This is a genomic window from Bacillus sp. GB_SG_008 (assembly GCF_052038115.1).
GTDB classification, from domain to species: Bacteria; Bacillota; Bacilli; order Bacillales; family Bacillaceae_G; genus Bacillus_A; species Bacillus_A rhizoplanae.
The window spans coordinates 216,286-229,529 of sequence record NZ_JBPZSK010000001.1; the positions used below are offsets into that span (position 1 = coordinate 216,286).

Genomic DNA, 13,244 nt, shown 5'->3' on the forward strand with positions numbered 1-13,244 from the left:
TATAAGTGGAAACGATTCTCTATTTGTTGAATGAATTCCTCTTTTTCCTACTATTCGCGGGCAGTAAGATTCCCGCCTAAGTGAGGAAGATATTTTTGGCATGCGCCCGATTCGTTCAAATAACCATCATTGAGAGGTGAAAAAACCCCCGATGATGGAAGTTTCACTTTATTTCATTAAACGGACATGTTTGAGAGCCCTTCATTATTTTCAGAAAGGATGAGGCATTATGATTAGTCAATCAACTTTATTTTTATTCATACTTCTTCTCATTGGATTTATCGCAAAAAATCAATCTTTATCAGTAGCAGTTGGCGTTTTGCTGTTGATGAAATGGACGTTCTTAGGAGATAAACTTTTTCCTTATTTTCAAACGAAAGGAATTAACCTTGGGGTTACCATTATAACAATTGCGGTGCTTGTGCCGATTGCGACAGGAGAAATTGGATTTAAGCAACTTGTAGAGGCGACAAAGTCTTATTATGCTTGGATTGCTCTTGCTTCTGGTATTGCTGTAGCACTTCTTGCGAAAGGCGGTGTACAACTTTTAGCGAGTGATCCGTACATTACGACAGCTCTTGTGTTTGGAACGATTATTTCGGTAGCGCTATTTAATGGAGTAGCGGTGGGACCGTTAATTGGAGCTGGAATTGCATATGCTGCGATGAGTATTATACAGCTATTTAAATAAAAAAATTTTATTGTAATATAAATTTTCGAATTCTTTCCATTCACAAAAGTCAGATAATTGTTTATAATAGATTTATGGAACTTCTTCGAGTTACATAACAGCATAGACCTACACCAAATAAAATAAAAACAACATGAAATAATTTGGTTAATATTGTTTTATGTTGTTTTTATATATCAGCTCTCCGAAATTATATTTCCTCACTATGTATCGTTTGTAGCGTGGGGGATCGGGGAGAAGCTCACGTCTATGCTAAAAAGCATGGAACGATAGATAGGTGTAAATGCAGAAGTGATTGTGCCAGGATGTATTTTGCTTGTTTCAGAGATGAACGGATGCTCATTCATTTTCGTGACCAGCTGAAAACACATTTTATTGCGACAAAGTATAAGGTTGGGGAGAAATTTCGAGGAAAAGGAGAGATTATAATGACTGTTATTCGAGGTTTAGAAGGGGTAGTAGCAACAACATCATCTGTAAGCTCCATTATTGATGATACATTAACTTATGTGGGTTACGATATCGATGATTTAGCTGAAAATGCTACATTTGAAGAAGTCGTATATTTATTATGGCACCGCAAGCTTCCAAATGAAATGGAATTAGAAGAATTAAAAACACAATTATCCCAGCATGCAGAAGTGCCGGGGGAAATTTTAGAATATTTAAAAAACACAAACTTGAAAATAACACATCCAATGTCTGTTTTACGTACAGCGATTTCCATGCTATCATTATACGATGAAGACGCTGAGTTAATGGATGTAGAGTCCAATTATTTGAAAGCGGTTAAATTACAGGCGAAAGTTTCAACGCTTGTTGCGGCATTTGCAAGAATCCGCAAGGGGTTAGATGTTGTTGAGCCTCGCAAAGATTTAGCATTAGCTGCAAACTTTTTATATATGTTAAATAATCGTGAGCCAAATGAAGTTGAAATTGAAGCGTTTGATAAGGCGCTTGTACTTCATGCGGATCATGAATTAAATGCCTCTACTTTTACAGCGCGCGTTTGTGTAGCTACACTTTCTGATGTGTATTCCGGTATTACAGCAGCAATTGGTGCTTTAAAAGGACCACTTCATGGCGGGGCAAATGAAAATGTAATGAAGATGCTGATGGAAATCGGTGAAGAAGAAAATGTAGAATCATATATTCATAATGCGTTTGCGAATAAAGTGAAGATTATGGGCTTTGGCCATCGTGTATACCGCAATGGTGATCCACGTGCAAAACATTTACGTGAAATGTCTAAGCGTTTATGTGTGTTAACAGGGCAAGACAAGTGGTATAATATGTCTATCAAAATTGAGGAGCTTGTAACTTCAGCAAAACAGCTTCCGCCAAATGTAGATTTTTATTCTGCATCTGTTTATCATTGTTTAGGAATTGATCATGATTTATTTACACCAATCTTTGCAATCAGCCGTATGTCTGGTTGGTTAGCTCATATTCTAGAACAATATGAAAATAACCGTCTCATTCGTCCGCGTGCAGATTATAATGGTCCGATTAACCAACGCTATGTACCAATCGGCCAAAGAGCGTAATGCGCCTTTAAGAATCTGACTTTTTTGTAAAGATACAATGATTGGAATATTTAAACTTAATTTATGGTTTGAACTGAGGGGATATCCCTCAGTTTCATACATATGAAATTTCAAACATGGGGGTAATCGCAGTGACTACAGGAGAAAAAATTACCGTAACTAATGGTGTTATGAATGTACCAAACAACCCAATCATTCCTTTTATTGAAGGAGATGGAATTGGACCAGATATTTGGGCAGCAGCATCTCGTGTATTAGAGGCAGCTGTTGAAAAAGCATATAACGGCGAAAAGAAAATTGTTTGGAAAGAAGTGCTTGCTGGGGAAAAAGCATTTAATCAAACAGGTGAGTGGTTACCAGAAGAAACGTTAGAATTGATTCGCGAATATTTAATCGCAATTAAAGGGCCATTAACAACTCCTGTTGGTGGTGGCATTCGTTCTTTAAACGTAGCGCTTCGTCAAGAACTAGACTTATACGTATGTTTACGTCCTGTTCGCTACTTTGATGGTGTTCCTTCTCCTATCAAGCGTCCGGAAGATACTGATATGGTTATTTTCCGTGAGAATACAGAGGACATCTACGCTGGTATTGAATATGCACAAGGTTCTGAAGAAGTTCAAAAACTTCTTGCGTTTTTACAAAATGAAATGGGCGTGAAAAAAATCCGTTTCCCAGAAACTTCTGGACTTGGGATTAAACCGATTTCTGAAGAAGGTACAAAGCGTCTTGTTCGCGCTGCGATTCAATATGCAATTAATGAAAAACGTTCTTCTGTTACATTAGTTCATAAAGGTAACATTATGAAGTATACAGAAGGTGCATTCAAAAACTGGGGTTACGAAGTAGCAGAAAAAGAGTTTGGCGACAAAGTATTTACTTGGGCTGAATATGATCGTATTGTTGAGAAGGAAGGAAAAGATGCTGCTAATAAAGCGATGTCAGAGGCAGAAGCTGCTGGAAAAATCATCGTAAAAGATTCAATTGCAGATATCTTCTTACAACAAATTTTGACGCGTCCACGCGAGTTCGACGTTGTAGCAACAATGAACTTAAATGGCGATTATATTTCTGATGCACTTGCAGCGCAAGTTGGCGGCATCGGTATTGCACCTGGTGCTAACATTAACTATGTTACCGGACATGCTATTTTTGAAGCGACACATGGTACAGCTCCAAAATATGCAGGTTTAGATAAAGTAAATCCATCTTCAGTTCTTCTTTCAGGGGTATTAATGTTAGAGCATTTAGGATGGAATGAAGCAGCGAAACTAATTACTAATTCTGTAGAAAAAACGATTGCTTCAAAAGTGGTAACATATGACTTCGCACGCCTTATGGAAGGTGCAACTGAAGTGAAATGTTCCGAATTTGCTGATGCTCTTATTAACAATATGGACGCAGCGATTATTAAAAACTCATAATTCAAAGTGGGGGAGAAATTATGACAATCAAACGCAAAAAAGTTTCAGTCATCGGTGCAGGATTTACAGGGGCAACAACAGCATTCTTATTAGCGCAAAAAGAATTAGCAGACGTTGTATTAGTGGACATTCCGCAACTTGAAAATCCAACAAAAGGGAAAGCGTTAGATATGTTAGAAGCAAGCCCTGTACAAGGTTTCGATGCTAATATTATCGGTACATCTGATTACGTAGATACAGCTGATTCTGATGTTGTAATCATTACGGCAGGTATTGCTCGTAAGCCAGGTATGAGCCGTGATGATTTAGTAGCAACGAACTCTAAAATTATGAAAAGTGTAACGCGAGAAATTGCAAAATATTCTCCGAATACAATTATTGTTGTATTAACAAATCCAGTTGATGCAATGACATATTCTGTATTTAAAGAAGCTGGATTCCCGAAAGAGCGCGTTATCGGTCAATCTGGTGTATTAGATACAGCTCGTTTCCGTACATTTATTGCACAAGAATTAAATCTATCTGTGAAAGATATTACAGGATTTGTTCTTGGTGGACACGGCGATGAAATGGTACCGCTTGTTCGTTATTCTTATGCAGGTGGTATTCCGCTTGAAACATTAATTCCGAAAGAACGCTTAGATGCAATTGTTGAACGCACTCGTAAAGGTGGCGGTGAAATTGTAAATCTATTAGGAAACGGTAGTGCATACTACGCACCAGCTGCTTCTTTAGTAGAGATGGCAGAGGCTATCTTAAAAGACCAACGCCGCGTATTGCCAGCTATTGCATACCTTGAAGGTGAATATGGCTATAGCGATCTTTACTTAGGTGTTCCAGTTATCCTTGGTGGTAACGGAATCGAAAAGATTATTGAATTAGATCTTCTTCCAGAAGAAAAAGAAGGATTAGATCGTTCTGTAGAATCTGTACGCAGTGTAATGAAAGTTCTTGCATAAGAAAAGAAGGAAAAAGGTTCGGGGCTCCCGAATCTTTTTCCACTATTAGAGAATTATTTTTGTGAAATAATTTGAAAGCGTTATCAAATAGGTATCCTACAATGTAAAATGTAGATTTGTAGTGAATGTGCTCTCATTGTTATAAAGATTCGTATAATATACCACTTCGAGTAGGATAATTTAAATATCGATCGGAGGGATTGTATCATGTTAAAAAAGAAAAGCAAATTAGGTCGTAAAATGGATGAAATTACAGTAGGGGAAAAGTTATCCGTTACAGAGAAAATAGAAGACAAAGATTTGTTATTATATTTAGGATTAACGAATGATTCAAATCCGTTATATATTCAGCATGACTATGCATCCCAAACTCCGTATGAAAAACCAATTGTACCAAGTGTTATGTTAACGGGGATTGTTACAACTGCGGTTACAAAATACTTACCTGGTCCAGGAAGTCATGTTGTAAGGCAAGAACTTGAATTTATAAAGCCTGTATACCATTATGCAACGCTGCAAATTCATTTTGAAGTTGTTTCCGTTTACGAGAAAGATCATTTAATTGAAATGCAAATGTTTGCGTACAATGAGAAAGAAGAAGAAGTGATGAAAGGTTTACTAACAGTAGCACCGCCGCATCATTTAACAACGATATTTGAAAGAGCGCTTGATAATTTTTGATGAAAAACAGGTGATGTGATGTCACCTGTTTTTCTTATTTAGCTTAAACGGGCAATGTTATTTAGAGAAACATGAACCTTATCCACGTGGCCATAACATAATAAATACGCCAATGATGCAAACAAAGGCTCCGGTCCAATCGAATAAGTCGGGTGTTTTTTTATCAACCCACCAACCCCACAATACACTCATTACAATAAACACGCCACCGTAAGCTGCATACACTCTTCCGAAGCTTGAGAATACTTGGAATGTAGCGATGACCCCATATAAAAATAGAATCATTCCCCCGATGATGCCGATTCCAATAGAACCGCCTTCGCGCAGCCATTTCCAAATGAGATAACCACCGCCAATTTCAGCCAAACCCGCAAGAAAAAAGATAATAAATGCTTTTAACATAAGAGTCCTTTCTATAAAAATGTATTTTGTTGTATAAAGGTAACATAAAGTGGAGCATAAGTCAGTAGAGAGGACTGCCCGTTAATGCGGGATAAACTCTTATTTTTCAAAGTACAATTTTATTGAGAGGGGTATTGTTTTCTAGTATGATGGAAATGTCGGGGAAGAATACTAGGGTGAAGAATGTTTAAGAGTCTATAACCTGGAGGAAAAGAATGAGCAATCGAATTTTAGTCGTGGACGATGAGGAGTTTATCTTAACTTTAATCGAATTTAATCTGCAGCAAGCAGGGTTTGAAGTCATAACAGCAATGGATGGAGAAACAGCGCTGCATAAAGCGCAGACGGAACGTCCGGATCTGATTATATTAGATTTAATGCTTCCAAAAATGGATGGAATGGAAGTGTGTAAAGAACTGCGCCTGCAGCGTATTATGACACCTATTTTAATGTTAACAGCAAAAGATGATGAGTTTGATAAAGTGTTAGGTCTTGAGCTTGGAGCGGATGACTATATGACAAAGCCGTTCAGTCCAAGAGAAGTGGTTGCGCGTGTAAAGGCTATTTTGCGCCGTACGAAACTCCACGATGAACAAGTGCCGGAAGTAGAAGATGAAAATAGTATTATAATTGCTGAATTAAGAATTTTACCGGATTTTTATGAAGCATATTTCCAAGGGGAAAAGTTAGAACTTACACCAAAAGAATTTGAATTACTTGTATATTTAGCGAGACATAAAAGCCGCGTGTTAACTCGCGATCAGCTGTTAAGTGCTGTATGGAATTATGATTTTGCTGGGGATACACGTATTGTTGATGTTCATATTAGTCACTTACGAGATAAAATCGAAAAAAATACAAAAAAACCAACTTATATTAAAACAATCCGCGGATTAGGTTACAAATTGGAGGAGCCAAAAGGGGATGAATAAATTTCGCTCAAGGCTTCTCTTTACGTTTATTTCTCTAATTGTTCTTATTTTTGTAGGGACAGGATTATTGCTTGAAAAAGTATTGGAAGGATTTTATGTCGATCGCTTCCACGAGAGATTGGAGAAAGAAACGCAGTACGTTGCTTCTGTTGTCGAAGCGGAAGGAATTGATAACGTCCTTAAGAAACCAAATGTATTTTTGAAATTTGAAGAGCAGTTTGGTGTATATGTAACGTTTGTAAATGAACAAAAACAAATTCAATATGAGACTGTAAATCAACAGGCGGTACCACGTAAAGAAGTGATAGAAGAACTTCTTCCAAAAGCAAAAAAGCAAACGCATACAGTTGTGATGAAGGAAACAAAGGATGAACACCCATATTACTATGCTACGTTTATCCAAGATGCACAGGGGAAGCAAGGGTATATCATTATTAATGCTTCTATTCAGTCCTTGAAAACTGTGCATCAAAAAACATGGGGCATAGTAATTCTTGGTTTTATTACTTCTTTCTTTATTATTGTGTTTCTTGTTATGAGAATTACAGGGCAGTATATTAGACCGATTGAGTCTGTTACAAAAGTAGCTATTGAACTTGCGAAAGGAAACTATAAAGCACGTGCTTATGAAAGTCATTCGGATGAGACGGGAATGCTCAGCAAGGCAATCAACGTTTTAGCGCGTAATTTACAAGAGATGACGTTAGAGCAAGAAATGCAGCAAGATCGGCTGCATACACTCATTGAAAATATGGGAAGCGGTATGATTTTAATTGATAGCCGCGGCCATGTTAGTCTTGTCAATCGTTCTTATAAAGAGATTTTTCATGTAACAGATGAAGAGTATTTACATCGTTTATATTATGAGGCATTTACGCACAAAGAAATTGTCGAACTTGTGGAAGAAATTTTTATGACAGAGGTCAAAGTACGGAAGCAAATGTTGTTGCCTCTTGAAATTGAAAGAAAACACTTTGAAGTGTATGGTGCTCCAATTATTGGAACAAACCATGAGTGGAAAGGGATTGTACTTGTCTTTCATGATATTACGGAGCTTAAGAAACTTGAGCAAATGCGTAAAGATTTCTTGGCAAATGTGTCACATGAACTGAAAACGCCCATTACTTCTATTAAAGGATTTTCAGAAACGTTGCTTGATGGAGCGATGGAAAATCAGCAATTTCTTGAGCATTTCTTACATATTATTTTGAAAGAAAGCGACCGAATGCAAATGTTAATTGAAGACTTACTAGATTTATCGAAAATTGAGCAACAAGGATTTCGATTAAATATGGGAGTTGTCGACTTAAAAGGGTTATTAGAAGAAGTCGGTATTATATTAGAAAATAAAGCAAATGATAAAGACATTCGTTTACATGTCGATGTGAATGAGCATATCTCTGTTGTAGGAGATGCAGAACGATTGAAACAAGTCTTTATTAATTTAATGAATAACGCAATTTTATATACGCCAGCAGGCGGGAGTGTTTCTGCTAGGCTTTCGTATGATAGCCAAAACGTATATATAAAGGTGTCTGACACAGGGATTGGAATAGAAAAAGAAGAAATTCCTCGTATTTTTGAGCGTTTTTATCGCGTTGATAAAGCACGCAGCCGTAATACAGGTGGTACGGGACTTGGATTATCTATTGTGAAACATTTAGTTGAAGCACATCATGGGATGATTACTGTAGAGAGTGCAATTGGGGTTGGAACGACTTTTACTGTTACCCTTCAAAAGTACAGTAAGTAGATATTTACATTATATTAACAATAGCTTCACTTTATATTAATAAAGGTCTGTTACTATAATACATGAAAACCCCTTCATCCAAGGAGTAGTTTTGGACGAGAATAAGGAGACTTATTCTCGTCACTTCCCTTTTTTTAATGGTATTTCTTTTTTTGAAATGTATTCACGCATGCCATGTTATACCGATATATATGCTGTTGTATTTCAAGAGTAAGAAAGAATTCCACCTATATGATGCTGAATATAATATATGAAGAAAGCCGTTGTTTTTCTTCTCTCTTCTAGTCGTGGTAATATAGAGAGAAGAAAAGGAACGGTTTTTTCTATGTATTGAGAAATCGTTTTAATTTTTTACGGGGAGGTTTTTCAAATTGGAAAAGAAAGTCGTTCTAGTTGATGGAAATAATATTGCGTATCGCGCTTTCTTTGCGTTGCCGCTTTTAAATAACGACAAAGGTATACATACAAATGCCATTTATGGTTTTACGATGATGTTAATGAGAATTCTAGAAGAAGAAAAGCCAACGCATATGCTCGTTGCATTTGATGCAGGGAAAACAACGTTTCGTCATAAAACATTTAGTGAGTATAAGGGTGGCCGTCAAAAAACACCACCAGAACTATCAGAGCAATTTCCATTCATTCGTGAAATGTTAGATGCATTTCATGTGCCTCGTTACGAATTAGAGAACTACGAAGCAGATGACATTATGGGAACATTGGCAAAAGAAGCGAGTGAGCAAGGGGTTCCAGTAAAAGTCATTTCCGGAGATAAAGATTTGCTTCAGCTCGTTTCAGACAATACCCGCGTTTGTATTCCGCGTAAAGGAATTACAGAAGTGGACGAGTATACAAAAGAAACATTATTTGAAAAATATAGTTTATCTCCAAAGCAAATTATCGATATGAAAGGGCTGATGGGAGATCAGTCAGATAATATCCCAGGTGTCCCTGGTGTTGGTGAGAAGACGGCAATTAAATTGTTAACACAATTTGAAACAGTGGAAGCTGTATATGAAAATTTAGACAAAGTGAGCGGTAAGAAATTAAAAGAAAAGCTTGAAGAAAATAAAGAGCAAGCATTGATGAGTAAAGAGTTAGCAACAATTATTACTGATGCCCCAATTACAATTCAATTAGATGATATTGCTTATAACGGACATGATAATAGCGATATTATTCCAATGTTTGAGAACTTAGGGTTTCATTCATTATTAACTAAGTTAGGAGCACCCATTGCAGAAACGCCTGCAGCTGAGCTAAATGATATCTCATTTGAAATCGTAGAAGAAATAACGGAAGAAATGTTGCAGCAAGATAGCTCACTTATTGTAGAAGTGCAAGAAGACAATTATCACGGAGCAGATATTCAAGGATTTGGTATTCAAAATGAAAACGGATGTTACTTTGTTCCGACTGATATCGCTCTTCAATCACAATCGTTTACGAATTGGTTAGCGAATCCAGAGATGAAAAAGTATACATTTGACGCTAAGCGTGCAATTGTTGCGTTAAAATGGAAAGGCTATGAAATAAAGGGAATCGATTTTGATTTATTAATTGCAGCTTACTTACTTGATCCAGCGGAAACGGATAAAGATTTTCGTGCCGTTGCGAAAATGAAAGATACACATGCTGTGCAATCAGATGAAGAAGTGTATGGAAAAGGTGCAAAACGAGCTGTACCAGAGCAGACAGTTGTAGCAGAGCACGTAGCGCGAAAAGTGCATGTGTTATACGATGTACAGCAATCATTTGCTGAAGAACTGAAAAAGAATGAGCAGTATGAATTATTTACAGAGTTGGAAATGCCGCTTTGCCGCGTATTAGCTGAAATGGAATGTAAAGGTGTTGCAGTTGATACAAATCGTCTCCGCAATATGGGGGATGAATTGGCTGCGCAGCTCAAGAAAATGGAAGAAGAAATTTACGAGCTTGCAGGAACGGAATTCAATATTAATTCACCGAAACAACTTGGTGTGATCTTGTTTGAAAACTTGAACTTACCCGTTATAAAAAAGACAAAAACAGGTTATTCTACATCAGCTGATGTGCTTGAAAAATTAATGGAGCATCATGAAATTATTCCGAAAATCTTACACTATCGTCAGCTGGGAAAATTAAATTCTACGTATATTGAAGGTTTGCTGAAAGTTGTTTATACAGATTCGTCTAAAATTCATACACGTTTTAATCAAGTATTAACACAAACGGGACGTTTAAGTTCAACAGATCCAAACTTACAAAACATTCCGATTCGTTTAGAAGAAGGAAGAAAAATACGTCAAGCGTTTATTCCATCAGAAAAAGATTGGGTCATGTTTGCTGCGGATTATTCTCAAATCGAATTACGTGTATTAGCACATATTTCTGAAGATAACGGTTTAACCGAGGCCTTCCAACATGATATGGATATTCACACAAAAACAGCGATGGATGTGTTTGGAGTTGAAAAAGAGGGTGTAACCTCTAATATGAGACGACAAGCGAAAGCTGTAAACTTCGGAATTGTATACGGAATTAGTGATTATGGTTTATCGCAAAACCTTGGCATTACAAGAAAAGCAGCAGCTGATTTCATTCAAAAGTATTTTGAAAGTTTTCCAGGAGTAAAGGAATATATGGATGATATTGTGCAAGAGGCGAAGCAAACAGGATATGTATCTACATTGTTGAACCGTCGCCGTTACATTCCAGAAATTACGAGCCGCAATTTTAATCTGCGCAGCTTTGCAGAACGCACGGCAATGAATACACCTATTCAAGGAAGTGCTGCGGACATTATTAAGAAAGCGATGATTATTATGGCGGATCGACTAGAAGAAGAAGGATTACAAGCTCGTCTTCTTCTGCAAGTGCACGATGAACTTATTTTTGAAGTGCCTCAAGAGGAAGTAGAAAAGCTAGAGAAACTTGTACCTGAAGTAATGGAGCACGCGATTGAGCTTTCTGTTCCATTAAAGGTTGATTACTCATATGGTCCAACATGGTACGACGCAAAATAAGGAAGTGATAGTATGCCAGAACTACCAGAGGTTGAAAATGTAAGGCGAACGCTAGAGAAGCTCGTCAAAGGAAAGACGATTGAAGACGTGATTGTCACATACCCGAAATTGGTGAAAGAGCCAGATGACGCCGAACTATTCAAAGAGATGCTGCGCGGAGAAATGATTGAAAAGGTCGAACGCCGCGGCAAGTTTCTTCTTATATATGTAACCCGTTACGTCATTGTTTCTCATTTGCGAATGGAAGGGAAATATATGCTGCACGAAGCAAATGATCCAGTTGATAAACATACACACGTCCGTTTTCGTTTTACAGACGGTACGGAACTTCGTTATAAAGATGTACGTAAATTCGGTACGATGCATCTTTTCGAAAAAGGAACGGAGCTTACAGTCATGCCGCTGGCAGATTTAGGACCTGAGCCTTTTTCGGGTGAATTAACACCGGCATATTTACGAGAAAGAATGCAAAAAACCGCTCGGAAAGTAAAAGTTGTCTTGCTAGATCAACGCATTGTAGTTGGTCTTGGCAATATATATGTAGATGAAGTATTATTCCGTTCACGTATTCATCCAGAGCGAGAAGCGTCTTCTTTAACGAATGAGGAATTTGAAACGTTGTATAAAGAAATTGTTGCAACATTAACAGAAGCGGTCGAGCGTGGTGGAAGTACAATTCGTACGTATATGAATTCGCAAGGACAAATTGGTTCATTTCAAGAACGATTTTACGTATATGGAAAAAAAGGTGAACCATGTGTAACATGCGGCACTGCACTTGAAAAAACAGTTGTTGGCGGACGAGGTACACATTATTGTCCTGTTTGTCAGTTGAAAAGTTAAACAAACAAAACATCAGTAAAAATACTTATTGATGACAGCATCATTTTATCCCGCTATTCGCGGGCAGTAAGGCCCCCACCTTCAAGATGCAGAGAGAAGCGGGGAAGCTAGGTGGGGGATAACTGTCTGTAAAAGCCCGATTGGTGAGAGCTTTCCATCAGTGGGGATGAAGAAAACCCCACTGATGGAAGTTTCAATATATTTTTTGTAATAACATCGGATAGGCTTCTGTCATATATATACAACAAAGCTATGTATAGGGAAGGAGCTTATCGATGTATCATTATTTCTCTCTTATTTTATTAGCTTTTACGCTAAGTTTAGATAGCTGCAGTGTGGGGCTTACATATGGGCTCCGCAACGTCCGAATTCCACTGAAATCTATTATTGTAATCGGGATTTGTTCAGCTGTTGTGATGATATTATCAATGGGAATCGGGCATATGATTGCACAAGTTTTTTCGCCGGTGCTTGCGACAAGAATTGGAGGATTGGTTCTCGTAGCAATCGGTGCGTGGGTGTTGTATCAATTTTTTCAAAGTGATAAAAAAGAGGAAGCACCGCAAGAAGAAAAAGTATGGAACTTAGAAATTGCTTCTCTCGGCCTTGTCATTCAAATTTTGCGAAAACCGACTGTTGCTGATTTTGATAAATCTGGGACAATTTCGGGGATGGAAGCACTTCTTCTTGGTATGGCGCTTTCATTAGATTCATTTGGAGCAGGTATTGGGGCGTCTTTACTTGGATATTCCCCATTTACGATGGCGGGATTAGTTGCGGTAATGAGCTCGTTATTTTTATTTATTGGAATGAAGGCGGGAACGATATTATCAAATATGCGATGGCTACAAAAGCTTACGTTTTTGCCGGGTATATTACTTATTATTATTGGAATTTGGAAAATGTAAGAGGAGACGTGAACTGATGTTTCACGTCTCTATTTTTAAAGGATACGAATCTATCCCGCTATTCGCGGGCAGCTATCCCCCACCTCAAGGTGCAGAGAG

11 protein-coding genes are annotated in these 13,244 nt (G+C 37.6%); 10 read left to right on the forward strand and 1 reads right to left on the reverse strand.

Annotated features, from left to right (window positions below; genetic code table 11):
• Positions 1-229 precede the first annotated feature (229 nt).
• The 5 genes from ACTDJC_RS01020 (at position 230) to ACTDJC_RS01040 (ending at position 5,302) form a co-directional block, all read left to right on the forward strand.
• Positions 230-691, forward strand: a complete 462-nt coding sequence (locus tag ACTDJC_RS01020) for a DUF441 domain-containing protein (protein ID WP_098305334.1) — start codon at positions 230-232, stop codon at positions 689-691.
• Between the two features lie 428 nt (positions 692-1,119).
• A complete protein-coding gene (gene citZ / locus ACTDJC_RS01025; protein WP_098305493.1) occupies positions 1,120-2,238 on the forward strand; it encodes a citrate synthase in 1,119 nt (372 codons plus the stop codon).
• Between the two features lie 131 nt (positions 2,239-2,369).
• Entirely contained in the window at positions 2,370-3,662 is a 1,293-nt protein-coding gene (gene icd / locus ACTDJC_RS01030) for an NADP-dependent isocitrate dehydrogenase (protein ID WP_141524944.1), read from the forward strand.
• Between the two features lie 20 nt (positions 3,663-3,682).
• Positions 3,683-4,621, forward strand: coding sequence for a malate dehydrogenase (gene mdh / locus ACTDJC_RS01035; protein ID WP_098305331.1), 939 nt, complete (start codon positions 3,683-3,685; stop codon positions 4,619-4,621).
• Between the two features lie 207 nt (positions 4,622-4,828).
• Positions 4,829-5,302 (forward strand): MaoC family dehydratase, encoded by a 474-nt coding sequence (locus ACTDJC_RS01040; protein WP_098305329.1) that lies wholly within the window; start codon positions 4,829-4,831, stop codon positions 5,300-5,302.
• A gap of 78 nt (positions 5,303-5,380) precedes the next feature.
• Here the strand turns inward: ACTDJC_RS01040 and ACTDJC_RS01045 are convergent, their stop codons facing one another.
• Positions 5,381-5,704: a YnfA family protein gene (locus ACTDJC_RS01045; RefSeq protein WP_440602460.1), complete on the reverse strand. Its 324-nt coding sequence runs from the start codon at positions 5,702-5,704 to the stop codon at positions 5,381-5,383.
• Between the two features lie 215 nt (positions 5,705-5,919).
• Here ACTDJC_RS01045 and ACTDJC_RS01050 point away from each other — a divergent pair, with 215 nt between their 5' ends.
• The 5 genes from ACTDJC_RS01050 (at position 5,920) to ytaF (ending at position 13,145) form a co-directional block, all read left to right on the forward strand.
• Positions 5,920-6,636 carry a response regulator transcription factor gene (locus ACTDJC_RS01050; protein WP_253630546.1) on the forward strand — a complete coding sequence of 239 codons (717 nt, stop codon included), beginning with the start codon at positions 5,920-5,922 and terminating at the stop codon, positions 6,634-6,636.
• Entirely contained in the window at positions 6,629-8,389 is a 1,761-nt protein-coding gene (pnpS, locus tag ACTDJC_RS01055; RefSeq protein WP_440602461.1) for a two-component system histidine kinase PnpS, read from the forward strand. The genes ACTDJC_RS01050 and pnpS overlap by 8 nt, the downstream gene beginning before the upstream one ends.
• A 371-nt stretch (positions 8,390-8,760) precedes the next feature.
• Positions 8,761-11,394: a DNA polymerase I gene (gene polA / locus ACTDJC_RS01060; RefSeq protein WP_440602462.1), complete on the forward strand. Its 2,634-nt coding sequence runs from the start codon at positions 8,761-8,763 to the stop codon at positions 11,392-11,394.
• Positions 11,395-11,406: 12 nt separating this feature from the next.
• Positions 11,407-12,237 (forward strand): DNA-formamidopyrimidine glycosylase, encoded by an 831-nt coding sequence (mutM, locus tag ACTDJC_RS01065; protein WP_440602463.1) that lies wholly within the window; start codon positions 11,407-11,409, stop codon positions 12,235-12,237.
• A gap of 275 nt (positions 12,238-12,512) precedes the next feature.
• Positions 12,513-13,145, forward strand: coding sequence for a sporulation membrane protein YtaF (gene ytaF, locus ACTDJC_RS01070; RefSeq protein ID WP_440602464.1), 633 nt, complete (start codon positions 12,513-12,515; stop codon positions 13,143-13,145).
• Positions 13,146-13,244: the final 99 nt, after the last annotated feature.